Here is a 26,178-nt window from a genome sequence, read left to right on the forward strand (position 1 = left end):
TCCATGACCTACAAGACCATCCTTGTGCCGCTCTGCGGCAGTGAGAACGACCCGGTGGCCCTGAAGGGCGCGGTTGCGGTGGCGAGGGATTTCGACGCCCACCTCGTCGGCCTGTTCGTCAGCCTCGACCCGCGCGATGCCGTGCCGATGCTGGGCGAGGGCATGTCCGGCGCCATGGTGGACGAGATCATGCGCGCGGCGGAAACGGAGTCGAACAACCATCGCGCCGCCGCCCGCCGCGCCTTCGACGCCGCCGTCGCCGAGGCCGGGTTCGAGATGCGCGACGTCCCCGGCGGGGTCGAGGCGCCGTCCGCCTCCTGGCGCGAGGTCGTCGGCCGGATCGAGGACGTGGTGCCGGCCGAAGGCCGTCTGGCCGACCTGATCGTCTGCGCCCACACCTCGATCGAGGCGGACACGCAGGGCTACACCACCATGGAAACGGCGCTGCTGGGATCGGCCCGGCCGGTGCTGCTGGTGCCGAAGTCCCTTCCGGCGGAGATCGGCCACACCGTCGCCGTCGCCTGGAACGGCAAGACGGAGGCCACCCGCGCCGTCGCCGCGGCCCTGCCTTTCCTGCGCAGCGCCGAGCGCGCCCACATTCTGACCGCCGAAACTTCGGTTACGGAAGGCGCGACAGGACGCCGCATTGCCCAATATCTCGCTTGGCAGGGTGTTAACCCTGAGTTAACTATATTGCATCCGGGATCGGAACCCGTTGGGGAGACGGTCACCAAGAAAGCCGTGGAGCTGGGCGCCGACCTGCTGGTTATGGGCGGTTACGGCCACAGCCGGATGCGGGAAATGATCCTGGGCGGTGTCACGCGCTACGTGCTGAACCACGCCGGGCTGCCGGTTCTGATGGCTCACTGATAGTCGCCGGTCTTCTGCCGCGCGGGTTTCCCTGCTGCCTCTTCCGGCGGGGATCCCGTGCGGCTGCGGCATTTGCAGCCCGGCCGTTCCTGGGAGGAACGCGCCATGTTGACGATCAAGGACTGCATCGCGCTGAGCGATCTCACCGAAGCGGAGATCGACGCGATCGCCGAACATGAACATCTGCCGGAAATGGTTGCGGTGGAGATGGGCCATTGCCTTGCCCACTGCCCCGGCGGCGCCAACCGCATCGCCCACATCATCGCCGATGACATCGCGGAGGCCTGCGCCCACGGCCATGTCGACCATGCGGTCGAACTGATGCACACCCTGCGGGAATTCGTGGACACCCATCCGCAAGGCTGAGGCCGAGGAACCGGGAACAGTCCGGCCGCGGCGGGGTTCTACTGGCAAGCTTTTTCGCGATTGCCGTCCGGCAGTCGCCTCTCGACAATTGCCAAGGACCCCGACGATGGCCAGCAAGACCACCGGCACCCAGGCTGATATCTTCGCCCGCATCAAGACCGATCACGACACCATCCGCAGCCTTCTGGAAAAGACCGAGAAGGCCAACGGCAGCGGTCGCGCCGTGTTCGAGGAACTGCAGCGCGAGCTGTGGGCCCATTCCAAGGTGGAGGAGGGCGTCTTCTACGCCTCGCTGAAGAAGGCGAAGGAAGCGAAGTCGGAAACCGTCGAGGGGTTGAACGAGCATCACCTCATCAACGGCCTGCTCGACGAGCTGAACGCGATGAAGACCTCCGACAGCGGCTGGAAGGAAAAGCTGCAGGTGCTGGGCGAACTCGTCCGCCACCATTTGGACGAAGAGGAAGAGGAACTGTTCGAGGAGGCCAGGGACGTCCTCGACGACGACCGCGCGGCCGAGTTGGGCGGGGCCTATGACGACCGCAAGAAGCACATCATGGCGGGGCTGGCGCCGCTGTAAGGAGGGCTACGCCATCCCGTTCGGTTGTCGTCGGCCGGCGAAGAGGCCATATCTGGGGCTTTCCGGAACTGGCCGGCGGTGTCGATGTCCAAGCGTGTCAGCGTCAAGCGAATGCTTTCCCGGCGGGGCGTACGGTTCGGCCGTGCCGCGTTGGCGGTGGTCGCACTTGGGGTTTCCGTCCTCATGACCGCTCCCGCTCCCGCTTCCGCCTCACCCGCCCCGCCGGCGAAAGAGCTGGCACAGAAGACCTGCGGCACACTCGTGTCGCGGGTCGACGCGGTGTCCGGGCGTGGGCCGCTGTTCCTGCGCAGCTACGACAATTCCTATGCGCCCGGCCCGACCTCGGAGCCGGCGCTGTCCAACGCCGCCTTCACCTACGACAACGCGCTGGCGATCATGGCGCTGACCGCCTGCGGCCAGCGCGACAAGGCCTTGCGCATCGGCGAGGCTCTGCTCGACGCCGTGTCGCTCGACCGCGCCGGTTGGAAAGGGCGGTTGCGCAACACCTACCGGGCCGGCGCGCAGAAACAGCGGCCGATCCCGCCGAATGGCTGGTGGGATGCCGTCGGCAACCATTGGGGCGAGGACCCCTATCAGGTCGGCACCGCCACCGGCAACGTCGCCTGGGCCGGGCTTGCCCTGCTGACGCTGGCCGACGCCACCGGTGAAAACCGCTTCCGCGACGGAGCGGTCGAGTTGGGGCGCTGGGTGGTCGAGCATACCCGCGACCCGCGCGGCCCCGGCGGCTTCAACGGCGGCCTGCAGGGCTTCGACGACGCACCGCAGCCGCTGACCTGGAAATCGACCGAGCACAACACCGATCTGGTCGCGCTGTTCGGCTGGTTGGGGGGCGATTTCTCCACGTCGGAAAAGGAGGCTCGCGACTTCCTCGACAGGATGTGGACGGCGGGCGGCGACCATTTCCCCATCGGCACCACACCGGACGGGGTGACGGTCAGCACCTCCACCTCCGGCCTCGATGCCCAGCTATGGCCGCTGCTGCTGCCGAAGGCGCCGGAGGTCTGGCGGGCTGCCCTGTCCTATGCGGAGCGCGCCCATGGCGCCGACGGCGGTTTCGACTTCAACGACGACCGCGACGGCATGTGGGTGGAGGGCACGGCGCAGGCGGCGCTCGCCTACCGTGCCGTCGGCCGACGTGGCGACGCCGACCGGCTGTTCGGCGAGCTGCTGAAGGAGATCAGCCCCGGCGGCTATCTCTACGCCACCCGGCCGCAGGTGCTGTCCACCGGGCTTGCCATCGGGCCGGACAGCAAGACCGACGATTTCCTCTATTACCGCCGCCCCCATCTGGGCGCGACCGCCTGGGCGGCGCTGGCGGCGGTCGGCTGGAACCCGTTCACGGGGAAGACGGTGCCGTAACCCTCTATCCGTGGAAATGCTCATAGAGCTTTCGCGCAATGGCTTCGCTGATGCCGGGCGCGGCCTCCAGGTCCTTCAGGCCGGCGGAGGCGACGGCGGTGGCGCTGCCGAAATGGTGGAGAAGGGCCTTCTTGCGGGCAGGGCCGATTCCGGGGATGCCGTCGATGCGGGTGTGCGACATCGCCTTCATGCGGCGGGCGCGGTGGCTGTCGATGGCGGTGCGGTGGGCCTCGTCGCGCAGCCTTTGCAGGAAATGCAGCACCGGGTCGTTGGGCGCGAGCGTCAGCGGCGGCTGGCCGGGGCGGAAGAAGCGCTCGCGCCCGGCATTGCGATCCGGTCCTTTGGCGATGGCGACCAGCGGGATGTCGGTGATCTGCAGCATCGCCAACTCGTCCTTCACCGCGTTCAACTGTCCAAGCCCGCCGTCGATCAAAACGAGGTCGGGCCATTGCCCGGAATCGCGGCCGGCCCCGCTGCTGCGGTGAAAGCGGCGGGTGAAGGTCTCGCGCAGCATGGCGTAATCGTCGCCGGCGGCCTCCGGATCGCGGATGTAGAAACGGCGGTAGGCGTTGCGCTGGAAGCCCTCCGGCCCGGCCACCACCATGGCGCCGACCGGGAAGGAGCCCTGGATGTGCGAGGTGTCGTAGATCTCGATGCGGCGCGGGGCGGCGGGCAGGCCGAAGACGCGCGACACCCCCTCCAGCAGGGCGGCCTGGGTGGAGCGCTCGGCCAGACGGCGGCCGAGGGCGTCGCGGGCGTTGGTCTGCGCGTGTTCGACCGCCCGGCGTTTTGGCCCGCGCTTCGGGCATTCCACGGTAACGCGGCGGCCGGCGGACAGGCTCAGCGCCTCCTCCAGCAACTCCGGTGACTCGACCGGGTCGCTCAGCAGCAGCAGGGCCGGTGGCGGGGTGTCGGCATAGAGCTGGGCGGCGAAGGCGGCCAGGATGTCGCCCGGTTCCTCCTCCGCGTCGATGCGCGGGAAAAAGGCGCGGGTGCCCTGATTGCGGCCGCCGCGGAAGAAGAAGGCCTGGACGCAGGCTGCACCGCCCTCGCGATGAAGGGCCAACACGTCGGCGTCGCCCAGCGTGTCTTCCAGATTGATGTCCTGGCGGCTCTGCAGGGCGGTCAGCGCGCGGATGCGGTCGCGCCAGCGGGCGGCGTCCTCGTATTCCAGCCGGTCGGAGCTGTCGAGCATGTGGCGGGCGAACTCCGCCTGGACCTCGGCGCTGCGGCCGGACAGCACGTCGCGCACGCCCTGGACCTGATCGGCGTATTCCTCCTCGCTGACGCGGCCGACGCAAGGGGCGGAGCAGCGCTTGATCTGGTGCTGCAAACAGGGGCGGGTGCGCGAGGCGAACACGCCGTCGTCGCAGCTGCGCAGCAGAAAGGCGCGCTGCAGGGCGGCGATGGTCATGCCGACCAGATGCGGCGAGGCGTAGGGGCCGAACAGGTCGGAATCTCTGCGGTTGCCCTTGCCGGAGGTGCCGCGCCGCTCGGCGCTGCCGCGATGCTGCATCAGGCGGGGGAAGTCGTGGCCCTTCCCAATGACGATGTAGGAGAAGGAACGGTCGTCCTTCACCAGGATGTTGAAGGGCGGCAGCAAGCTGCGGATCAGGTTCGCTTCGAGTAGAAGCGCCTCGGCCTCGGTGTGGGTGGTGACGAACTCCATGGAGCGGGTCAGCGACACCATCCGCCGGGTGCGGTTGGGCAGCCCGTCGGTCCGGGTGTAGCTGGCCACCCGGCGTTTCAGGTTTTTCGCCTTGCCGACATAAAGGACCGACCCGTCGGCCGCCAGCATCCGATAGACGCCGGGCGTGTCCGGCAGGGTCGGCAACTGCGCGCGGATGACGTCCGCTCCGCTGCCGGTCACCCTGTCCATAACCACTCTCGTTCCCGCAAAGATCCGATTCGCCGCTCACCCAAGCAGTAGAACGGAACGGGTCCAAGAGACAAGAATCGGACGAAGCTTCCGGCAGGGATCTGCCATGCGGCCTGGAGGCCGGTCAGCCCCCGAACACGGTGTTCAACTGGGCGCCGACGCGGACGAAGGTGGTCCGTTTCGGTACCTCCTTCAGCCGGGTGGCGCCGATGTAGGTCATCATGCTGCGCACGCCGCCCATGATCTCCTGCATCGTGTTCTCCACCGGGCCGCGATAGGGGATCTCGACCGTCTTGCCTTCCGAGGCGCGGTAGGAGGCGACGCCGCCGGAGTATTTGTGCATCGCCGTGTCGGACGACATGCCGTAGAAGGTCATGGCGACCGGCACGCGGTCGCCGTCCCGGTCCTCGTAGCGGATCTCGCCCTCGCACTCGTCATGGCCGGCCAGCATGCCGCCGAGCATGACGAAGTCGGCCCCGGCACCGTATGCCTTGGAGATATCGCCAGGCACGGTGCAGCCGCCATCGCCGCAGACCTGCCCCTTCAGCCCGTGGGCGGCATCGGCGCATTCGATGATGGCCGACAGCTGGGGATAGCCGACGCCGGTCATCTTGCGGGTGGTGCAGACCGACCCCGGCCCGATGCCGACCTTGACGATGTCGGCGCCGGCCAGCAGCAGCGCCTCCGTCATGTCGCCGGTGACGACGTTGCCGGCCATGATGACGGTCTCCGGGTTCTCTTCGCGCAGGCGCGCGATGACCTCGACGAAGCGCTCGGTATAGCCGTTGGCGACGTCCAGGCAGATCTTTCCCACCGGCGCCTTGGCCTTCACCGCCTGGAACTTGTCGTGGTCGGCGTCGGCGATGCCCATCGAATAGAAGACGTTCGACTGGACGGCGGATTCCGCCTCAGCCTGGAAGAAGGCAACCAGCTCGTCCGCCTTGTAATGCTTGTGCAGGGCGGTCATCGCGCCGAAGCGCGACAGCGCGCGGGCCATGCCCATGCTGCCGGTGACGTCCATGTTGGCGGCGATCAGCGGGAAACCGGTCCAGTCGCGCTGGGTGTGCAGGAAGGTGAAGGTCCGATTGACGTCCACGTCGTTGCGGCTCTGCAGCGTGCTGCGTTTCGGCCGGATCAGCACATCCTTGAAGTCGAGCTTGAGGTCGCTTTCGATGATCACCGCACACCTGCTGATATCTGTTTGCCGGGCCAACCGCTTTCATAAGGCCCAACATCACAGAGTGGAGGCGATGCCCCGCTTCGGCAAGCGACATCGGGGCCGCGGGTGGGGGTGCCGCGTTTGAAGCAGTTTCGCAGAAACGGGGGGTATCCCCTCAGTCCTCCGCGTCTTCCCCGTCACCGTTGGCCGGCTCGCTGCCGTCGGCGACATGGACTTGGCAGTCGGCGTTGCCCAGCACCTCCATCAGCTCCGGCGGCGGCAGGCGGTCGGTGAAGAGCGCGTCGAGCACGCTGACGTCGGCCATGCGGATCATGGCGTTGCGGCCGAACTTGGTGTGGTCGGTGACCAGGAAGACCCGGCGCGAGCTTTCGATGATGGCGCGGGCGACGCGGACCTCCTGCTCGTCGTAATCCAGCAGGTCGCCTTCGGCGTCGATGCCGCTGATGCCGATGATGCCGATGTCGACCTTGTAGCGGCGGATGAACTCCACCGTCGCCTCGCCGATGATGCCGCCGTCGCGCTCGCGCACGAGGCCGCCGGCGATGGACAGCGCGAAGTTGGTGTTCTTGTGCAGGATGGTGGCGACGTTCAGATTGTTGGTCAGCACCCGCAGCCGCTTGTGGCCGAGCAGCGCCTGGGCCACCGCCTCCGTCGTCGTGCCGATGTTGAGGAACAGCGAGGCGTCCTCCGGCACATGGCGGGCAACCATCTCGGCGATGCGGCGCTTTTCCTCCGCCATCAGGGTCTGGCGGGTGGAATAGGCGATGTTTTCCACGCTGGACGGCACGGTGACGCCGCCGCGGAACCGGCGGACGGCGGACTGCCCGGCCAGATGTTCGATGTCGCGGCGGATGGTCTGCGGCGTGACGTCGAAATGCTCGGCCAGCCATTGGATCTGTACCATGCCCTTGGCATGGACCAGGGCCACGATTTCCTGCTGGCGGCGTTCGGCGTCCAGGCGCGCATCCATCGGGGGGCTGTCTCCGGTCGGGTGGGGCGTCAGTGAATCAGATGCGCGGAATGGGTCAAAGCGAAAACGGCAGCTGGGCGGCGGTTCCTAATCGAGGCTGTCCGGGAGCCCGACGAACCTACGGCCCCGTACGGGAATATGTACGCCGGATATTGTTCGCAACACAAGCATGTTTCTTTACGAAAATGAACGCGCATGGTAAGAGAGGATGCATGCGGTTGCGATGTCCGTCCGATCGGGGTTGCCGCGACTGACGGCCATGGGTGCCATCCTTCAAACTTGTCTCGATGCCGAACGCTCAAGACTGCTGACAAAAACATAACGTATAGGAGAGGAACATGACGCTACTGACGCCGGGTGGGGAGCGGCGGGGCATTCGGCTCGGCATTCAGGGGCGGCTATTCCTCGCCTTCGGCGGGGTGGCGATGCTGGCGGCCTTTGCCAGCGTAATGGCATGGTGGTCGCTGACCGAGACTGGGCGGTCGATGGGCCAGATCGGCCGCAGCAGTGTGCCGGCCATCGTCCGCTCGCTCAATCTGGCGAAGGACAGCACGGCCGTCGCGGCCGATGCGCCGGCGGTGGCGGCCTCGCGCGACGTGGCGGAGTTGACCGAACGGATGGATGGCCTGACCAGGCGGCTGGCGGGTCTGCGTGACCGCATCGCGGCGATGCGCAACCAATCGGGAGCGGGTGCCGGCGGGATGGCTGCGGATGCCGACGCGGTCGCCGGACTGGCGGAGCGCATGGCGGCGGCGCTGGACACGCTGGGCAAGCGCACCGCCGAACGGCTGGAGTTGGAGGAGAAGCTCAACACGCTGATGGCCGATGCGGTGATGGCGCATGAGGACTTCACCGATCTGGTGGCGCCGCTGCTGGAGGTGTCGACCCTGTCGGTCAACAATGTGGTGGGCGATCTGGCGGCGGCGCAGGCGGTCGATGCCGCCACCGGGCTGGGCCGCCGGCTGGCGCAGGAGGAACTGCCGGTCATCACCCAACTGATGAACGTGCAGGCCAACGGCAACCTCGCCTTCGGCATGATCGCCGCCGCGTCCAGCGTGCCTTATGGCGCGACGCTGAACAACATCCGGTCGAAGTACAATTGGGCGCTGCTGCGCGTCGACAACGCCATCGAGGCCTACCCGAAGGACAGTCCCGACCGGCCGTCGCTGGTCAAGGCACGCGACGGGCTGGCCGCCTTCGGCAGCGGCGCCGGCAGCGTCTTCCGCCTTCGCGACGATCAGGCGCGCATCACCGCCGACATCGAAAGCGCTCTCGCCGAGACGGTGCGGCTGACCACCGAACTGAATGGCACCATCGACGCCGTGGTCGCCCACCAGCAGGAGCGCACCGACGCCGACGTGACGCAAACCGAAAGCGCAATTTCCGGGGCCGTCGCCGTCCAGGGCGGAGCCGCGGCCGTCGTCGTGCTGTCGAGCCTGCTGATCGCCTGGTTCTATGTCCGCAACCGGCTGACCCGCCGGCTGCTGCGGGTGATCGACGCCATGCGTGCCGTCGCCGCCGGAGACCTGACGGCCGACGCCAGGGTCCGCGGACGCGACGAGATCGCCGAAATGGCGGGGATCGTCGGCGTCTTCCGCGACAAGAGCGCCGAGATCGCCCGCCTGCAGGAGGAACAGGACGCAATGAAGCAGGCCGCCGATGCCGAGCGGTCGCGCACCATCCAGTCCATCACCGCCAGCATCGAGGCCAGCGTGAAGGAGGCCTCGCGCCACATCGCCGCCGCGTCGGCGGACATGCGCGAGGCGTCGGAAGGCATGTCGGCCACCGCCGAGCAGACCTGCCGGCGCATGACCGACGTGCGCTCCGCCGTGGCCGACACCGCGACGAATGTTCAGACGGTGGCGGCCACCGCCAGCCAGCTCTCCGCCTCCATCGGCGAGATCACCCGGCGGGTCGGCGATTCCAGCCAGATCGCCCGCAGCGCGGTGGAGGAAGCGCGCAGCACCAACGAACTGATGGGGGCGCTGGCCACCGCCGCGCAGAAGATCGGCGACGTGGTCGGCATGATCAACGCCATCGCCGGTCAGACCAACCTGCTGGCGCTGAACGCCACCATCGAGGCGGCGCGGGCGGGGGAGGCTGGCCGCGGCTTCGCCGTGGTGGCGGAGGAGGTGCGCAGCCTCGCCGGACAGACCGCCAAGGCGACGGAGGAGATCGCCCAGCAGGTCCAGGCGGTGCGCAGCACGGCGCAGGGGGCGGTCTCCGCCATCGACGACATCGGCCGCACCATCAGCCGAATCGACGAGATCACCGCCATGGTCGCCGCCGCAGTGGAGGAACAGTCCGCCGCCACCGACGAGATCGCGCGCAGCATCAACCACGCTTCCGACGCGGTGCAGAGCATCGCTGACACCGTGGTGTCGGTGGACGACGCGGTGAACCGCACCGGCAGTGCCGCGGCGCAGGTGGTGGATGCCACCCGCGCGCTTTCGCAACGCTCCGAAAGCCTGAGCAACGACATCGACCGTCTGCTGGGCGGTATTCGCGCGGCGTGAGCGGGAGATCGGGCGCTACGCCGGATCGGCCATATTTCCGATAGGAAAGAGGTGCGAACCGGCGTAGCCTCGAAAACATGGTCCGCTGAACAAACATTTTCCTTTTCAAACGCGAACGAACATTCTATGTTCCGAAACGAAAGCGGCCGGGTTCGCAAGGAACCGGCGCGGTACGGAGAGGAACCCAATGGCAAACGCGAGCCCTGCAGGAACGGACGGCCGGCTCGGCGAGACCGATAAGGCGGTCACCGATCTGCTGATCGTCGGCGGCGGCGTGAATGGCGCGGGCATCGCCCGCGATGCGGTCGGGCGCGGGATGTCGGTGGTGCTGTGCGAACAGGGCGACCTTGCGGGCGCCACCTCGTCGGCCAGCACCAAGCTGATCCACGGCGGCCTGCGCTATCTCGAATATTACGAATTCCGTCTGGTGCGTGAGGCTCTGCAGGAGCGCGAAGTTCTGTTGCGCGCCGCTCCGCACATCATCTGGCCGCTGCGTTTCGTCCTGCCGCATGACAGCAGCATGCGTCCGGCCTGGATGGTGCGCATCGGCCTGTTCCTTTACGATCATCTGGGAAAGCGCAAGCTGCTGCCGGGATCGCACGGCGTCGATCTCACCCGCGCCCCGGCGGGAAAGCCGCTGGCGGGCGGCTTCACCAAGGCATTCGAATATTCGGACTGCTGGGTCGAGGACAGCCGGCTGGTCGTGCTGAACGCGATGGATGCGCAGGCGCGCGGGGCGGAGATCCTGACCCGCACCCGCTGCGAAAAGGCCGAACGGCGCAACGGGCTTTGGGAAGCGACGCTGGTCGACGTTACCACCGGCGCCACCCGCACCGTCCGCGCCCGCGCCCTGGTCAATGCCGCCGGTCCCTGGGTGCGTGAGATGATCGCCAAGCGCACCGGCGTCACCGTCGACAAGTCGGTGCGTCTGGTCAAAGGCAGCCACATCGTCGTGCCGAAGATGTTCGAAGGTGACCACGCCTACATCTTCCAGAACGACGACCGCCGCATCGTCTTCGCCATCCCCTACGAGCGCGATTTCACACTGATCGGCACCACCGATCTCGATTATTCGGGCGATCCCGGCGCGGTGGCGATCGCCCCAGACGAAATCGCCTACATGTGCCGGGCGGTGTCGCGCTACTTCGCCAAGCCGGTGAGCGAAAGCGACGTGGTGTGGACCTACAGTGGCGTCCGCCCGCTGTTCGACGACGCCAGCGGCAACGCCTCGGCCGTCACCCGCGACTATGTGCTGGAGATGGACGAGCCGGCCGGGCAGGCGCCGATGCTGTCGATCTTCGGCGGCAAGATCACCACCTTCCGCCGGCTGGCGGAGGAGGCGACGGAGAAGCTGGGCAAGGCGCTGGGCAAGGGCGGAGCCACCTGGACGGCCGACGCGCCGCTTCCCGGCGGCGACATCGCCGGCGCCGATTTCGCCGGCTTCCTGGCCCGGCTGAAGCGCAGCCGGCCCTGGCTGCCCGATGCGCTGGCCCTGCGGCTGGCGCGGGCCTACGGCACGCGGGTGGAGCGGCTGCTGGGCGACGCCAAGGGGCTGGGTGATCTGGGCATCGATTTCGGGGGCGGCGTCTATGAGGCCGAACTCGACTATGCCGCGCGGGAGGAGTTCGCCATGACCGGCGACGATTTCCTGTGGCGGCGTTCCAAACTTGGGCTGCACCTGGACGCTGCGATCCGGGACGCCATCGGCGGCTGGTTCGACCGGCGCCGCGAAGCTACGGCCAACGGGGATTCGAGCGGCAACACCGCCACTCTGCGGTCGATGGGAGGAATGCGGTGACACTCACACTGGAAGGCGTGGCCAAGCGCGTCGGCGCCGAACAGCACCTCCACCCGCTGTCGCTGGAGCTGCAAGCCGGCAGCTTCAACGTCCTGCTGGGGCGGACGCTGGCCGGCAAGACGACGCTGATGCGGCTGATGGCCGGGCTGGACAAGCCGACCGCCGGGCGCGTGCTGGAGAACGGCAAGGACGTCACCGGCGCCTCGGTGCGCCATCGCGACGTGGCGATGGTCTACCAGCAGTTCATCAACTACCCGGCGATGACGGTCTACGAGAACATCGCCTCGCCGCTGCGCCGCCAGGGCAAGGACAAGGCGGAGATCGACGCCCAGGTGCGGCGCACCGCCGCCATGCTGCGGATCGAGCCCTATCTGGAGCGCCTGCCGGCGGAGCTGTCGGGCGGCCAGCAGCAGCGTTGCGCCATCGCGCGGGCCTTGGTGAAGGGCGCCGGCCTGCTCCTGCTCGACGAGCCGCTGGTCAACCTCGACTACAAGCTTCGCGAGGAATTGCGCGCCGAACTGCGCGACATCTTCGCGGACGGCAAGACCACGGTGGTCTACGCCACCACCGAACCGCAGGAGGCGCTGGTCCTCGGCGGCAACGTCACGGTTCTGCATGAGGGGCAAATGCTGCAGACCGGGGCGACCGGCGACGTGTTCCACACGCCGGCGTCGCTGGCCTGCGCGCAGGTGTTCAGCGATCCGCCGATGAATGTGATGGACGCGATCCTGACCAACGACCGCGTGGCGCTGTCGGACGGCACCAGCCTGCCGCTGTCGGCCCACGACCGCAACCTGCCGGCCGGCCCCTGCCGGGTCGGCATCCGCGCCAACCACCTGACGGTGCTGCGGCGGAGCGAGCGGCTGGTGCCGATCAAGGGCCGGGTCGCCCTGTCGGAGATCAGCGGGTCGGAGACCTTCATCCATCTGCGCCATGGCGATACCACGCTGATCGCGCGGGAGGAGGGGGTGCACAGCCATCCCATCGGCAGCGACATCCAGGTCTATGCCGATCCCGACCGCATCTTCGTCTTCTCCACCGCCGGGCAACTGGTGGCGGCACCCAACTGGCGGCGCGGCGCGCTGCGCAACATCGCTTAAGGGGGCGGAAGCGATGGCGACCATCCAATTCGACAATCTCGGCCATTCCTATCACCCGCACCCGACGAAGCCGGAGGATTACGCCCTCCGCCGACTGTCGCAGGAGTGGGAGGACGGCAAGGCCTATGCGCTGCTGGGGCCGTCGGGCTGCGGCAAGTCCACGCTGCTGAACATCATCTCCGGCCTGCTGGTGCCCAGCGAGGGGCGGGTGCTGTTCGACGGGCTGGACGTCACCCGCTGCACGCCCGAGGAACGCAACATCGCCCAGGTGTTCCAGTTCCCGGTGATCTACGACACCATGACGGTGTACGAGAACCTCGCCTTCCCCCTGCGCAACCGCAAGGTCCCGGCGGCCGACGTCGATCGCCGCGTGCGGCAGGTGGCCGAGGCGCTGGACCTGACCGACGATCTGAAGAAGCGCGCCCAGCGGCTGACGCCGGACGCCAAGCAGAAGATTTCGATGGGCCGGGGCCTCGTGCGCTCGGACGTGGCGGCCATCCTGTTCGACGAGCCGCTGACCGTCATCGACCCGCACACCAAGTGGATTCTGCGGCGCAAGCTGCGCCAGATCCATGAGGAATACCGCCTGACCATGATCTATGTGACCCACGACCAGGTGGAGGCGCTGACCTTCGCCGACAAGGTCGCGGTGATGTACGAAGGCGCCATGGTCCAGCTCGGCACCCCGCAGGAGCTGTTCGAGAATCCCGAGCACACCTTCGTCGGCTATTTCATCGGCAGCCCCGGCATCAACCTGATGCCCTGCACGCTGGGCAACGACCATGCGCTGGTCGACGGCATCGCCATCCCGCTGCCCGACCGCGCCGTGCCTGCGGTCGGTGGAAAGTTCGAATTGGGCATCCGCCCGGAATTTCTTGAGCTGACCCGCAGCGGAAGCGCCGGTTCGATCCCGGTCCAGGTCACCGGCGTCGACGATCTCGGCACCTCAAAGCTGGCGACGGTCCGCATGGGCAACCACACGCTGAAGGCCCGGCTGAACGAGGAGCAGGAAATCCCGGCGCTCGACGCCGCCATCCGTTTCCCCACCCGGTGGACCAAGCTCTACCGCGACAGCCATCTGGTCGGTTAAGGAGCCATGAGCCATGGATAAGGTCCAGGACAACCGGGCTTGGTTCCTGATCATCCCGGTCTTTCTGATCGTCGCCTTCAGCGCGGTGATCCCGCTGATGACGGTGGTCAATTATTCGGTGCAGGAGATCTTCGGCCCCGGCCAGACCTTCTTCGTCGGCACCGAATGGTTCGAGGCGGTGCTGACCGACGAGCGGCTGCACGACGCGCTGGTCCGCCAGATCATCTATTCGCTGGCGGTGCTGGCGATCGAGATTCCCTTGGGCATCCTGATCGCGCTCGGCATGCCCGGCGGTCGCAGCGCTAAGACGTCGCTGACGCTGGTGCTGCTGGCCCTGCCGCTGCTGATCCCGTTCAACGTGGTCGGCACCATCTGGCAGATCTTCGGCCGCGGCGACATCGGTCTGCTCGGCGCCACCTTCCGCGCCATCGGCGTCGACTACAACTACACCAACAATTCGCTGGACGCCTGGCTGACCGTGCTGGTGATGGATGTCTGGCACTGGACCAGTCTGGTGGCGCTGCTGTGCTACGCCGGCCTGCAGTCGATCCCGCCGGCCTTCTATCAGGCGGCCAAGATCGACGGCGCGTCGAAATGGGCGGTGTTCCGCTACATCCAGCTGCCGAAGATGCGCGGCGTCCTGATCATCGCGGTGCTGCTGCGCTTCATGGACAGCTTCATGATCTACACCGAGCCGTTCGTGCTGACCGGCGGCGGTCCCGGCAACTCCACCACCTTCCTCAGCCAGTATCTGACGCAGATGGCGGTGGGGCAGTTCGACATCGGCAAGGCCGCGGCCTTCTCCATCGTCTACTTCCTGATCGTGCTGCTGTTCAGCTTTATCTTCTACACCGTCATCACCAACTCCGGATCGGGAGAGAAGAAATGAGCAAGGCTGCGGTTCTCGCTCCCGGCTCGCTGGCCGCCCCGGCCAATGTCCGCCGGTCCTCCGCCAGGGTGTCGAACAGGACGATCGTTCTCGTCTGCTACATCGTCTTCCTGATGCTGCCCATCTATTGGATGGTCAACATGTCCTTCAAGACGAACGAGGAGATCCTGTCCGGCCTGACGCTGTTCCCGCGCAATCCGACGCTGCAGAACTACGTCACCATCTTCACCGATCCCAGCTGGTACAGCGGCTACATCAACTCGATCTACTACGTCACGCTGAACACCGTCATCTCGCTGACGGTGGCGCTGCCGGCGGCCTATGCCTTCTCGCGCTACCGCTTCATCGGCGACAAGCATGTGTTCTTCTGGCTGCTGACCAACCGGATGGCGCCGCCGGCCGTGTTCCTGCTGCCCTTCTTCCAGCTGTACCAGACGGTCGGCCTGTTCGACACGCATCTGGCCGTGGCGCTTGCCCACTGCCTGTTCAACGTGCCGCTGGCGGTCTGGATCCTGGAAGGTTTCATGTCCGGCGTGCCGCGCGAGATCGACGAGATGGCCTACATCGACGGCTACAGCTTCCCGCGCTTCTTCGGCACGGTGTTCCTGCCGATGATCCGGGCCGGCGTCGGCGTCACCGCCTTCTTCTGCTTCATGTTCAGCTGGGTCGAGCTGCTGCTGGCCCGCACGCTGACCTCGGTCGACGCCAAGCCGATCGCCGCCACCATGACCCGCACCGTCAGCGCGTCGGGCATGGACTGGGGCCTGCTGGCCGCCGCCGGCGTGCTGACCATCCTGCCGGGCGCGCTCGTGATCTGGTTCGTCCGCAACTACATCGCCAAGGGCTTTGCCCTGGGCCGGGTCTGAGGGAGGCCGCGTCATGGATATGGGTTGGATGGCGTGGACCGCGCCGACCGCAATCTTCTTCGTCTGCATCGCCCTGATGCTGGCCGGCATGACGGTGTGGGAGGTGCTGTCGCCGACGGTGGAGGCCAAGGGCTTCCTGCCGATGCGCACCACCCGCGGCGACCGGCTGTTCATCGGCCTGCTGGGCAGCGCCTTCATCCATCTCGGCTGGCTCGCCGCGACCGACGTGTCGCTGTGGGGTGCCTCCGCGGTCTCGCTGCTGTGGGTCGCGTTCGTGATCCGCTTCGGCTGAGGGGGAGCGAGAGGATTTAACGGGATCCGTTCCTCCGCGGGGATGCGGGGAGGACGGGAAGAACGGTGGTTTCCGCCGGGCATTGATCAACGAAACGTCAACCAGACACCAAGTCGACAAGTGGGAGGAAGCATGCTTCAGCACCAGACTCTGCGGCGCCGCCTGACCGGGGCCGTGATGGCCGGCGGTATCGGCGTTCTGCTGGCGATGGCCTCGGCAGCCCCGTCCGCCGCCATGACGCCGGACCAGGAAGCCGTCGCCAAGCGCATCATCGAGGAACTCCAGCCCTCCACGCTCTCCAAGGACGAGCAGATGAAGGAGCTGGAATGGTTCGTGAAGGCTGCCGAGCCGTACAAGGGCATGGAGATCAACGTCGTCTCCGAAACCATCACCACGCACGAATATGAATCGAAGACGCTGGCCCGCCTGTTCAGCGAGCTGACCGGCATCCGCCTGAAGCACGACCTGATCCAGGAAGGCGACGTCATCGAGAAGCTGCAGACGCAGATGCAGTCGGGACGCAACGTCTACGACGCCTACGTCAACGACAGCGACCTGATCGGCACCCATGTGCGCTACGGCCAAGCGGTCGCGCTCTCCGACTTCATGGCGGGCGAGGGCAAGGACGTCACGCTGCCGACGCTGGACATCAAGGACTTCATCGGCACCAGCTTCACCACCGGCCCGGACGGCAAGCTCTACCAGCTGCCCGACCAGCAGTTCGCCAATCTCTACTGGTTCCGCGCCGACTGGTTCGCCCGTCCCGACCTGAAGGAGAAGTTCAAGGCCAAGTACGGCTACGATCTCGGCGTGCCGCAGAACTGGTCGGCCTATGAGGACATCGCCGACTTCTTCACCAATGACGTGAAGGAGATCGACGGCACCCGCGTCTACGGCCACATGGACTACGGCAAGAAGGACCCGTCGCTCGGCTGGCGCTTCACCGATGCCTGGCTGTCGATGGCCGGTGCCGGCGACAAGGGCCTGCCGAACGGCAAGCCGGTGGACGAGTGGGGCATCCGCGTCGAGGGCTGCCGCCCGGCCGGCGCCTCGGTCAAGCGCGGCGGCGACACCAATGGTCCGGCCTCGGTCTATGCCCTGACCAAATACATCGACTGGCTGAAGAAGTACGCGCCGCCGGAAGCGTCGGGCATGACCTTCTCCGAATCCGGCCCGGTGCCGGCCCAGGGCAACGTCGCGCAGCAGATCTTCTGGTACACCGCTTTCACCGCCGACATGACCAAGCCGGGCCTGCCGGTGGTTAACGCCGACGGCACGCCGAAGTGGCGCATGGCCCCCTCGCCGCACGGCCCGTACTGGGAAGAGGGCATGAAGCTGGGCTATCAGGACGTCGGTTCCTGGACGCTGCTGAAGTCCACCCCGCTGGAACGCCGCAAGGCCGCCTGGCTCTATGCCCAGTTCACCGTGTCGAAGACCGCGTCGCTGAAGAAGACGCTGGTCGGCCTGACCCCGATCCGCGAGAGCGACATCAAGTCGGAGCCGATGAGCGCCGCCGCCCCGAAGCTGGGCGGTCTGGTCGAGTTCTACCGCAGCCCGGCCCGCGTTTCGTGGTCGCCGACCGGCACCAACGTGCCGGACTACCCGAAGCTGGCGCCGCTGTGGTGGCAGAACATCGCCGAGGCGGTCACGGGTGAGCGGAGCCCGCAGCAGGCGATGGACAACCTCGCCACCCAGATGGAGCAGGTCATGGCCCGCATGGAGCGCGCCAAGATCGGCGGCGACTGCGCCCCGCAGCTGAACAAGGAAGAGGACGCCAAGGTCTGGTTCGACAAGCCGGGCGCTCCGAAGGCCAAGCTGGACAACGAGAAGCCCAAGGGCGAGACCATCGCCTACGACGACCTGCTGAAGGCCTGGAAGGAAGGCCGCGCCCGCTGATCCGGGATGCGGCGACGGGTTCTCCCCCCGGCATTCGTCCTGGTTGAGCCGGAGGTGACCCTGGGGCGGCGGCATTCCTTTGAAAGGCTGGCCGCCGCCCCTTTCTTATCAAGCGCAAGAAATCACGAGGGAACGCATCCATGAGCAAGGCCGGCCACATCCTCGCCATCGACCAGGGCACCACCTCGTCGCGGGCGATCCTGTTCGACGGCCGGGGGACGCCGCTGGCCGAGGCGCGGCGGGAATTCCCGCAGCATTACCCCGGCGACGGCTGGGTCGAGCATGATCCCGCCGACATCCTGCGCGACGTCCGCACCGTGGCGCGCGAGGCCGTGGAGAAGGCCGGGGTCGATGCCTCGTCCATCGCCGCCATCGGCATCACCAACCAGCGCGAGACCGCCGTGGTGTGGGACCGCGCCACCGGCAAGCCGATCCACCGCGCCATCGTCTGGCAGGACCGCCGCACCGCATCGCTCTGCCACGATCTGATCGCCGCAGGGAATGCCGAGCTGGTGCGGTCCAAGAGCGGCCTGCTGATCGACGCCTATTTCTCCGCCACCAAGATCGCCTGGATCCTCGATCATGTGCCGGGCGCCCGTGCGCGGGCGGAACGGGGCGAGCTGTGCTTCGGCACCATCGACAGTTTCCTGATCTTTCACCTGACCGGGCGCCGGGTGCATGCGACCGACGCGACCAACGCCTCGCGCACCATGCTGTTCGACATCCATGCCCAGGACTGGGACGACGAACTGCTGGCGCTGTTCCGGGTGCCGCGCGCCATGCTGCCGCGGGTTCTGGACAGCTCCGACGATTTCGGCGCCACCGAGCCGGAACTGCTCGGCCGGCCGGTCCCCATCGCCGGGGTGGCGGGCGACCAGCAGGCGGCGGCCTTCGGGCAGGCCTGCCTGACGCCGGGCATGGCGAAATCGACCTACGGCACCGGCTGCTTCGCGCTGATCAACACCGGGGAGACGCCGGTGGTGTCGAAGAACCGGCTGCTGACCACCGTCGCCTACCGGCTAAACGGCAAGACGGCTTATGCGCAGGAAGGCTCGATCTTCGTGGCGGGTGCCGCCATCAAGTGGCTGCGCGACGGCATCGGCATCATCACCCATGCCAGCCAGACCGACGACATGGCGACCCGCGTGCCCGACAGCCACGGCGTCTATTTCGTTCCGGCTTTCGTCGGGTTGGGTGCGCCGCACTGGGATTCGGATGCCCGTGCCGCGATCTTCGGCATGACGCTGGATGTCGGCCCGGCACACATCGCCCGCGCGGCGCTGGAGGCGGTCGCCTACCAGACCCGCGACCTGATGGAGGCGATGGCCGGCGACTGGGGCGGCACCATCAATGCGCTGCGCATCGACGGCGGCATGGCGGCCAACGACTGGCTCTGCCAGTTCCTGGCGGACCTGCTGAACATGCCGGTCGAGCGCCCGAAGGTGATCGAGACCACGGCGCTCGGCGCCGCCTGCCTCGCGGCGCTGCGGGTCGGCGTGTTCGACGGGCTGGAATCGGTGTCCGACGCCTGGCGCAGCGAGCGCCGCTTCGAACCGCGCATGGAGCAGGGCAAGCGTGACCGCCTTTATGACGGCTGGCGCGACGCTGTGACGCGGGTGCGGTCGGAGCGCTGAAAAAGTTCCAGTGGCCGGAATTTGCGGAAATTGTGGCGCAGACGAACAAGTCGCTTTCTTCGTCGGCCGGTAGATTGACCTTGGTTGCGCGCTCCTCCCTCGGGTGCGTCGTCCTCGCCACTCCCGCGGGGACACTGGGCCGGACGGATCATGCCGTCCGGCCCGATTTCTTTTCCGGTCACACCCCGCCCGGGCTGGTCAGCATGTGGCGGATCTCGCTCTTCAGCAGCTTGCCGGTGGCGGTGTGGGGCAGGCTGTCGACGAAGCGGACGTCGTCGGGAATGCACCACTTCGCGACCTTGCCGTCGAAGACCGCCAGCAACTCCTCGCGGGTCAGGGCGGAGTCCGGCTTGCGGACGACGACCAGCACCGGGCGCTCGCCCCATTTCTCGTCGGGAACCGCGACGGCGGCGGCTTCCTGCACGCCGGGATGACCGACGGCGATGTTCTCCAGGTCGATGGAGCTGATCCATTCGCCGCCGGACTTGATGACGTCCTTGGTGCGGTCGACGATCTGGACATAGCCGTCGGCGTCCATCGTCACCACGTCGCCGGTCTCGAACCAGCCCGGCACCGTCTGATGGGCGGGGCTTTCCGTCACGCCGAAATAGCCGGAGCAGACGGTGGGCCCGCGCACCAGCAGACGGCCGAAACTGGTGCCGTCGCGCGCCACGTCGTTGCCCGAGCCGTCGACCACGCGGAACTGCACGCCGCAGATCGGCCTCCCCTGCTTGGAGGCGAGCGCCAGGGCGGCGTCGGCGTCCAGCCCGCGATGCTTGCCCTTCGGCATGTTGGCGAGGCCGAGCGGGCTGGTCTCCGTCATGCCCCAGGCGTGCAGAACCTCCACCCCCATCTCCTGGAAGCGTTGGATCATCACCGGCGGACAGGCGGAGCCGCCGATGGCGATGCGGCGCATCGTCGTCAGCTTCTTCCTGTTGGCGTCCAGCCAGTTCAGCAGGGCGAGCCACACGGTCGGCACGCCGGCGGTGTTGGTGACCTTTTCGGCCTCGAACAGCTCGTACAGGCTGGCGCCGTCCAGCTTGCCGCCGGGGAAGACCAGCTTGGCGCCGACCATCGGCGCGGCATAGGGGACGCCCCAGGCGTTGACGTGGAACATCGGCACCACCGGCAGCACCACGTCCGACGCCGACAGGCCGAACACGTCCGGCATGCAGGCGGCCATGGCATGCAGGTAGGAGGAGCGGTGGCTGTACAGCACGCCCTTCGGGTTGCCGGTGGTGCCGGAGGTGTAGCACATGCCGCAGGCGGTGTTCTCGTCCAGCTCCGGCCAGTCGAAACTGTCGGACTGCTCCGCCAGCAGATCCTCGTAGCACAGCAGGTTGGGCAGCGAGGATTGCGGCATGTTGGCCCGGTCGGTCATCACGACGATGCCCTTCAGCCCGGTCAGCTCACCGGCGATCCCCTCCAGCAGCGGCACGAAGGTCAGGTCGGTGAACAGTAGCCGGTCTTCGGCGTGGTTGACGATGTAGGCGATCTGTTCCGGGAACAGGCGCGGGTTGATGGTGTGGCAGACCATGCCCGAGCCGCCGATGCCGTAATAGCATTCCAGATGGCGATAGCCGTTCCAGGCCAGCGTGCCGATGCGGTCGCCCGGCTGCATCCCCAGCGCCGCCAGCGCATTGGCCAGCTTCTGGGCGCGGACCCAGGCGTCGGCGTAGGTGTAGCGGTGGATCGGCCCCTCGGTGGTGCGCGACACGATTTCGGTGTCGGCATGGTATAGGGCCGCGTGACGCAGGATCGACGTCACCAGCAGCGGGCCATTCATCATCATTCCGCGCAGCATCGTTTCACTCCCGGTTCATTTCTCTTCTGTGTGGGCACGGTCTGTTTCGAGTCGTCGTCGGGCGGGCAGGCGGCGAGCCGCCGTTCGGCATCGGCCTCCATCGCCTTCAGCTCAAGGATCACCTCGGCGATTTCCGACTGCATGCGTTCAAGCTCGGTCAGGCGGGTGCGGATCTTGCACAGGCCGTCGCGGTACTGCCCGGCGCTGGGCCGCCCGGAGCGGTAATGGGCGAGGTATTCGGCGATCTGTTCCAGCGAGAAGCCGACCCGCCGGAATTTGAGAATCAGCATCAGCCGGGCACGATCGCGGTAGGTGAACACCCGCCGTCCCCCGGCCCGTTGCGGCGCCAGCAGCCCCTTTTCCTCATAAAAGCGCAACGCCTGCGGCGTGAGGTCGAACTCCGCCGCCAGCTCCGTTACGCCATACACCCGATCCCGTTCGGCCATGGACAATCCCGTGTGCCGATGATTTCGCCATGGGCACAGGGGGGAAGTCAACGTCAATCAGCTAAAGCGCACTTTATGTCGCGGAAGCCTGCCGGATAAATTGTCCATAGTGTGGGATTCACCGGACGGTTACGGATCATTGCGGGATAATGCATAGCATATGCATGCAAAGCATACGCGGATATGGCGACCAAATGACCAGTTGATAGCGGATGAATTTTGATGGAATTGTTGGTAATTATTCAATAAGGAAGCGCAATGGTAATTTCTATATTAAATCTTGCTTTTTTGATTGCGCCCATCATTGTCATATCTTTGGTGTTGGCGAAATTTGGTACGATAGAGGGCAAGGGAAAGAGGGGTGAACGCGTCGCAGAGCGCGCCATCAAGAAAGCCGGCTATCAGGTCATCAGCGATCTATACGTGTCGGCTTCAAGAGGTTGGACGCAAATAGATCATGTCGTGATAGCGGGAGGCGCATTGGTCTGCATTGAGGTCAAGAATTACGCCGGGTCCATTTACGGGCAAAAACACGAGAAAAGCTGGACACAGGTCTGCGGGCGGCAAAAAAATAAGTTCCAGAACCCGATTCATCAGAACCACGCACATGTGTGTTCGCTTCGCGAACTTTTCCCTGAGGTCGACGTGCGGGGGTTCGTAGCATTTACGCCGAGATCCACTTTCAAGCGCGACCGGCCGGATGGTGTGGGTACGACCAACAATCTGAAAGAAGTTCTGGATCGGATCGCTGCCAATGTTCCGACCTCACCCGCCGCGGCACAGGCGTGGAGCATGCTGCAAAGCATGGCTGCTTCGGAGCGGCAGCAGGATGGCAGGAAAGCCCATCGCGAGCAACTGCGCCAACGTAACCGTATGTGAGCTGACACTTAGAGCATCGCATTATCCAGTAAATTGGAGGGGTATATGCAGCGTACCGTTTGGGGGAAAGCCATTCAAGGAGCCTCCGGGCTGTGGTTCAAAGGCGGGATCGACAGCAAAGGTCGTCGTAACCTTCTCGTGGCACAAACCAGCGTGGGACTTGAGACGGGGAGCCACGACCATTATTGGGAAATGGAGAACGGCAATTTTGGCGTCCAATTGCGAAATCGTGATGGCACGTCATCAGTTGCCGATAAAAAGGGGCATATTTTTCCGATCAATACGACCTTTCCTCTGATGGTCAACAAGTTCCTGAAACCGCTGTTCGACCAATATTGTGCCGGTCTGAAATAAGGCGGGTGGGCACCGTAGTGCTCAGCCGTTGTAGGGCGGTGCCCCGGCCGTTCTGTGCCGTTCTTTCAGATGAATAACTTGCCAGTATCTCAGAATCCGATTGATAGGTCCTGCGATTTTGCCTGTTTTCCGGTGAGGTGCGATACACCCGACCCGCCGGCCTTTTCCCGGTATCCGGACGGCCGGTCTGCGCATCCACGGTCATGTCAGAGATTTCACATGACAAGCTGGGAAGACCGATGCTTTCTGCAGGTCGGCCAGGGGTGGCTTGCGGACGGGAAGCGGGGAGCCGGGCGTGAAGGGGAAAAGCAGCGTTTTGCGCCGGCTGATCGGCGAGCCGTGGGATATTGCCGCGGCGTTGGGATTGCTGGCCCTGATCCTGCTGGTCGCCGTCACCTTCCGGCAGTACGGCATCTCCAACGACGAAGAGGTGCAGCATGTCTACGGCGCCAAGCTGATCGACTGGTACCGCAGCGGCTTCACCGACGATTCGGCCTTCACCTACAAGAACCTCTATCTCTATGGCGGGCTGTTCGACATGGCGGCGGTGGCGCTGGCGCCGCTGCTGCCCTTCGACCCCTACGAGACGCGGCACCTGCTGTGCGGCCTGATCGGGGTGGCGGGGATCGCGGTGGTATGGGCTGTGGGCCGCCGGGTCGCTGGGCCGCGGGCCGGGTTCCTGGCCGGGGCGCTGCTGGCGCTGTGCGGCCCCTGGTATGGCGGGCTGTTCAACCACACCAAGGACGTGCCCTTCGGCGTGCTGATGATGGCGGCGGTGGCGATGCTGATCCGGCTGGTCGGGCAGATGCCGCGGCCCCGCTGGGGGACGGTGCTGGGATTCGGCGCCGTCGTCGGGCTGGCGCTGGGGATTCGGGTCGGGGCGCTGCTGGTGGCCGGCTATGCCGCGGCGGCGCTGGTGGGCTGGGTGCTGGTCGGCGGAGTCTCCGCCGGACGGCTGCGCGAGGCCGGCCGGGGGGCCTTGCGGCTGCTGCCGGCGCTGCCGGTCGCCTATGGGCTGATGGCGGTCTTCTGGCCCTGGGCGGTGCTGGAGCCGCTGAACCCGTTGCGGGCGCTCGCTGACTTCTCGCATTTCCATTACCCGATCCGCACCATGCTGGGCGGCAACGAATATTGGATGTACGAGGTGCCGCGCAGCTATCTGGTCTGGTATCTCGGGGTCAAGCTGCCGCTGGTGATGCTGGGCGGCGCGGCGCTGGGGCTGCTGGTGCTGCCGGCGATGATGTATCGCGACCGGCTGGCGGGCGAAGTGGGCAGGGTCCGTGCGGTCGGCTGCGGGCTGGTGGCGATGGCGGCGCTGTTCCCGGTCGTCTGGTTCACCGTCACCCATGCGCCGGGCTACACCGCGATCCGCCATTTCCTGTTCGTGCTGCCGCCGCTGGCGGTGCTGGGCGGCATCGGGCTCGACCGGCTGCTCGGCTGGGCCGGGGCCTGGAGGTTCGGCGTGTCGCAGCGGACCGGGCGCGGCCTGTCGGCGGCGGCCCTGGCCGGTGTCGCGCTGGCGCTGGTGCTGGGGCGCGAGGCGACGGTCCTGGAGTCGCTGCATCCGGACGAATATGTCTATTTCAACGAACTGGTCGGCGGCGTCTCCGGCGCGGTGCGCAAATACGATGTCGATTACTGGGTCAACAGCCTGCCGGAAGCGGTGGACGACCTGTCCGAGGTGATCGCGGCGGAGGAAGCGCGCACCCACCATCACAAGACCTACAGCGTCGCCGTCTGCGCCGAGCCGTTGGCCTTCGAAAAGCTGGCGCCGGCCAACATGCGCTGGGTCAACGACTGGAACCGCGCCGACTTCTTCATCGCGCCGACGCAGGAGGACTGCGACACGCTGATGACCGGCTCGACAGTGGCGGAGGTCGAGCGCGACGGCGCCCTGCTGGCGGTCGTGAAGGATCTGCGCAAGCCGGCGGAACCGGCGGAGATCGTCGAGATGGCCCGCCTGCGCACCGGCCGCCATCAGCGGCATTGGTGACGACAGATCTTCAGCTGCGGGGCAGGAAACGTGTGCGGTCCAGCCCGTGGCGGGCCATCTTCTCGTTCAGGGTGCGGCGGGGGATGTCCAGCAGGTCCATCACCGACTTGATGTCGCCCTTGCAGCACTCCAGCGCCTGCTCGATCGCCCGCTTCTCGAAGGCGTCGACCTGATCGGCGAGCGCGCGCGGTGCCGTCGCCGCCTCTCCGCCGACCGGGCGGCGGCGCAGCAGGCCGGCGACGCCGTTGCGCCCGACCGACAGGACATGGCGTTCGGCCAGATTGCGCAGTTCCCGCACATTGCCGGGCCAGTCATGGGCCAGTAGCGCGTCGATGTCGGCCGGCTCCAGCGGGCGCGGTTCGCGGCCATGGCGGGCGGCGAATTCGGCGGTGAAATAGTCGAACAGCAGCGGAATATCCTCCGCCCGCGCCCGCAGCGGCGGGATGTGCAGTTCCGCCACGTTGAGGCGGTAATAGAGGTCGGCGCGGAAGCGTCCGTCCTCGCTGAGGTCGAGCAGGTCGATCTTGGTCGCCGCCACCAGCCGCAGGTCGACCGGAACCTGTTTGTTGGAGCCCAGACGTTCGATGGTGCGTTCCTGCAGGGCGCGCAGCAGCTTGACCTGGATGGCCAGCGGCATGCTCTCGATCTCGTCGAGGAACAGGGTGCCGCCGCTGGAATGTTCCAGCTTGCCGGCGCGGCGCTGGGTGGCGCCGGTGAAGGCGCCGGGCTCATGCCCGAACAGCTCGCTTTCCGCCATGCTGTCGGGGATGGCGCCGCAATTGACGGCGACGAAGGCACCCTTTGCCCCCCTGGGCCCGAAATCATGCAGGCAGCGGGCGACCAGCTCCTTCCCCGTGCCGGTCTCGCCATGGATCAGCACGCTGGCGCTGGTGGCGGCGAGGTCGATCAGGTCGCGCCGCAGTTCGGCGATGGCGGGGGAGGTGCCGATCAGCTTCGAGTCGATCCCGCCGCCACCGGCCCGCCGGCGCAGGCCGCGGTTTTCCAGAACCAGCCGCCGCTTCTCCGCCGCGCGGCGGATGACGGCGACCAGATGGTCGGGTTCGAAGGGCTTCTCGATGAAGTCGTAGGCGCCGCGCCGCATCGCCTCCACCGCCAGCGCCACGTCGCCATGGCCGGTCACCAGGATCACCGGCAGGTCGGCATCGCGCTCCAGCGCCCGCTCCAGCACCGCCATGCCGTCCATCCGCGGCATCCGCACGTCGGTGACCAGCACGCCGGGGAAGTCTGGCGCCAGCAGGTCGAGCGCCGGCTGCGGCGTCTCGAAGCCCTGCGCGGCGAAGCCGGCCAGCTGCAGCCATTGCGTCACCGACACGCGCATCGCCAGCTCGTCGTCGATGAACAGGACGGGGGTGGCGAGCGGATCGGTCTTCATTCCGGC

Annotated in this window: 22 protein-coding genes; 16 read left to right on the plus strand and 6 right to left on the minus strand. The window is 66.7% G+C overall.

Going from position 1 to position 26,178, the window contains the following annotated elements:
* The first annotated feature begins 3 nt into the window (after positions 1-3).
* The 4 genes from B9N97_RS28075 to B9N97_RS28090 all read left to right on the plus strand — a co-directional run bounded on the left by B9N97_RS28075 (position 4) and on the right by B9N97_RS28090 (position 3,193).
* A complete protein-coding gene (locus B9N97_RS28075; RefSeq protein WP_085091208.1) occupies positions 4-870 on the plus strand; it encodes a universal stress protein in 867 nt (288 codons plus the stop codon).
* Between the two features lie 105 nt (positions 871-975).
* Positions 976-1,236, plus strand: a complete 261-nt coding sequence (locus B9N97_RS28080; RefSeq protein ID WP_085091103.1) for a hypothetical protein — start codon at positions 976-978, stop codon at positions 1,234-1,236.
* Positions 1,237-1,342: 106 nt separating this feature from the next.
* Positions 1,343-1,813 carry a hemerythrin domain-containing protein gene (locus B9N97_RS28085; RefSeq protein WP_085091104.1) on the plus strand — a complete coding sequence of 157 codons (471 nt, stop codon included), beginning with the start codon at positions 1,343-1,345 and terminating at the stop codon, positions 1,811-1,813.
* 183 nt (positions 1,814-1,996) lie between these two features.
* On the plus strand, positions 1,997-3,193 hold the full coding sequence (locus B9N97_RS28090; protein WP_244560967.1) for a hypothetical protein: 1,197 nt from the start codon (positions 1,997-1,999) through the stop codon (positions 3,191-3,193).
* 4 nt (positions 3,194-3,197) lie between these two features.
* On the opposite strand, the gene uvrC is transcribed toward B9N97_RS28090, so the two are convergent.
* The 3 genes from uvrC to B9N97_RS28105 all read right to left on the minus strand — a co-directional run bounded on the left by uvrC (position 3,198) and on the right by B9N97_RS28105 (position 7,222).
* Positions 3,198-5,072, minus strand: coding sequence for an excinuclease ABC subunit UvrC (gene uvrC, locus B9N97_RS28095; RefSeq protein ID WP_085091106.1), 1,875 nt, complete (start codon positions 5,070-5,072; stop codon positions 3,198-3,200).
* 124 nt (positions 5,073-5,196) lie between these two features.
* Positions 5,197-6,252: a GMP reductase gene (locus B9N97_RS28100; RefSeq protein ID WP_085091107.1), complete on the minus strand. Its 1,056-nt coding sequence runs from the start codon at positions 6,250-6,252 to the stop codon at positions 5,197-5,199.
* 154 nt (positions 6,253-6,406) lie between these two features.
* A complete protein-coding gene (locus B9N97_RS28105) occupies positions 6,407-7,222 on the minus strand; it encodes a DeoR family transcriptional regulator (protein ID WP_085091108.1) in 816 nt (271 codons plus the stop codon).
* Between the two features lie 338 nt (positions 7,223-7,560).
* Between B9N97_RS28105 and B9N97_RS28110 the strand changes: the two genes are divergently transcribed.
* The 9 genes from B9N97_RS28110 to glpK all read left to right on the plus strand — a co-directional run bounded on the left by B9N97_RS28110 (position 7,561) and on the right by glpK (position 19,303).
* Positions 7,561-9,738, plus strand: a complete 2,178-nt coding sequence (locus B9N97_RS28110) for a methyl-accepting chemotaxis protein (protein WP_085091109.1) — start codon at positions 7,561-7,563, stop codon at positions 9,736-9,738.
* A 187-nt stretch (positions 9,739-9,925) separates the two neighbouring features.
* Entirely contained in the window at positions 9,926-11,536 is a 1,611-nt protein-coding gene (glpD, locus tag B9N97_RS28115; RefSeq protein WP_085091110.1) for a glycerol-3-phosphate dehydrogenase, read from the plus strand.
* A complete protein-coding gene (locus tag B9N97_RS28120) occupies positions 11,533-12,636 on the plus strand; it encodes an ABC transporter ATP-binding protein (protein WP_085091111.1) in 1,104 nt (367 codons plus the stop codon). The genes glpD and B9N97_RS28120 overlap by 4 nt, the downstream gene beginning before the upstream one ends.
* Positions 12,637-12,649: 13 nt before the next feature.
* Positions 12,650-13,726, plus strand: coding sequence for an ABC transporter ATP-binding protein (locus B9N97_RS28125; RefSeq protein WP_085091112.1), 1,077 nt, complete (start codon positions 12,650-12,652; stop codon positions 13,724-13,726).
* 13 nt (positions 13,727-13,739) lie between these two features.
* Positions 13,740-14,615 carry a carbohydrate ABC transporter permease gene (locus B9N97_RS28130; RefSeq protein ID WP_085091113.1) on the plus strand — a complete coding sequence of 292 codons (876 nt, stop codon included), beginning with the start codon at positions 13,740-13,742 and terminating at the stop codon, positions 14,613-14,615.
* Entirely contained in the window at positions 14,612-15,481 is an 870-nt protein-coding gene (locus B9N97_RS28135; protein WP_199232042.1) for a carbohydrate ABC transporter permease, read from the plus strand. Before B9N97_RS28130 ends, B9N97_RS28135 begins: the two co-directional genes overlap by 4 nt.
* 13 nt (positions 15,482-15,494) lie before the next feature.
* On the plus strand, positions 15,495-15,773 hold the full coding sequence (locus tag B9N97_RS28140) for a DUF2160 domain-containing protein (RefSeq protein ID WP_244560968.1): 279 nt from the start codon (positions 15,495-15,497) through the stop codon (positions 15,771-15,773).
* Positions 15,774-15,905: 132 nt separating this feature from the next.
* The gene (locus B9N97_RS28145) at positions 15,906-17,669 is read left to right on the plus strand and encodes an ABC transporter substrate-binding protein (protein ID WP_085091114.1); all 1,764 of its coding nucleotides are present in this window, start codon (positions 15,906-15,908) and stop codon (positions 17,667-17,669) included.
* A 140-nt stretch (positions 17,670-17,809) separates the two neighbouring features.
* The gene (gene glpK, locus B9N97_RS28150) at positions 17,810-19,303 is read left to right on the plus strand and encodes a glycerol kinase GlpK (protein ID WP_085091115.1); all 1,494 of its coding nucleotides are present in this window, start codon (positions 17,810-17,812) and stop codon (positions 19,301-19,303) included.
* A 178-nt stretch (positions 19,304-19,481) separates the two neighbouring features.
* Here glpK and B9N97_RS28155 read toward each other — a convergent pair whose 3' ends face one another.
* Both B9N97_RS28155 and B9N97_RS28160 read right to left on the minus strand, forming a co-directional pair.
* Complete coding sequence (locus tag B9N97_RS28155; protein WP_085091116.1) at positions 19,482-21,107, minus strand: 3-(methylthio)propionyl-CoA ligase; 1,626 nt, start codon at positions 21,105-21,107, stop codon at positions 19,482-19,484.
* The gene (locus B9N97_RS28160; RefSeq protein WP_085091117.1) at positions 21,092-21,553 is read right to left on the minus strand and encodes a MerR family transcriptional regulator; all 462 of its coding nucleotides are present in this window, start codon (positions 21,551-21,553) and stop codon (positions 21,092-21,094) included. Before B9N97_RS28160 ends, B9N97_RS28155 begins: the two co-directional genes overlap by 16 nt.
* A gap of 258 nt (positions 21,554-21,811) precedes the next feature.
* Between B9N97_RS28160 and B9N97_RS28165 the strand changes: the two genes are divergently transcribed.
* From B9N97_RS28165 to B9N97_RS28170, 3 genes are all read left to right on the plus strand, one after another.
* Entirely contained in the window at positions 21,812-22,432 is a 621-nt protein-coding gene (locus tag B9N97_RS28165) for a nuclease-related domain-containing protein (protein WP_085091118.1), read from the plus strand.
* A 45-nt stretch (positions 22,433-22,477) separates the two neighbouring features.
* Positions 22,478-22,786, plus strand: a complete 309-nt coding sequence (locus tag B9N97_RS35265) for a hypothetical protein (RefSeq protein WP_143266894.1) — start codon at positions 22,478-22,480, stop codon at positions 22,784-22,786.
* A gap of 295 nt (positions 22,787-23,081) precedes the next feature.
* Entirely contained in the window at positions 23,082-24,779 is a 1,698-nt protein-coding gene (locus tag B9N97_RS28170) for a glycosyltransferase family 39 protein (RefSeq protein ID WP_143266895.1), read from the plus strand.
* Between the two features lie 10 nt (positions 24,780-24,789).
* On the opposite strand, the gene B9N97_RS28175 is transcribed toward B9N97_RS28170, so the two are convergent.
* Positions 24,790-26,172 carry a sigma-54-dependent transcriptional regulator gene (locus B9N97_RS28175; RefSeq protein ID WP_085091120.1) on the minus strand — a complete coding sequence of 461 codons (1,383 nt, stop codon included), beginning with the start codon at positions 26,170-26,172 and terminating at the stop codon, positions 24,790-24,792.
* Between the last annotated feature and the right edge of the window lie 6 nt (positions 26,173-26,178).

The sequence above is a fragment of the Azospirillum oryzae genome (assembly GCF_900177515.1).
In the GTDB taxonomy this organism is placed as follows: domain Bacteria; phylum Pseudomonadota; class Alphaproteobacteria; order Azospirillales; family Azospirillaceae; genus Azospirillum; species Azospirillum oryzae_A.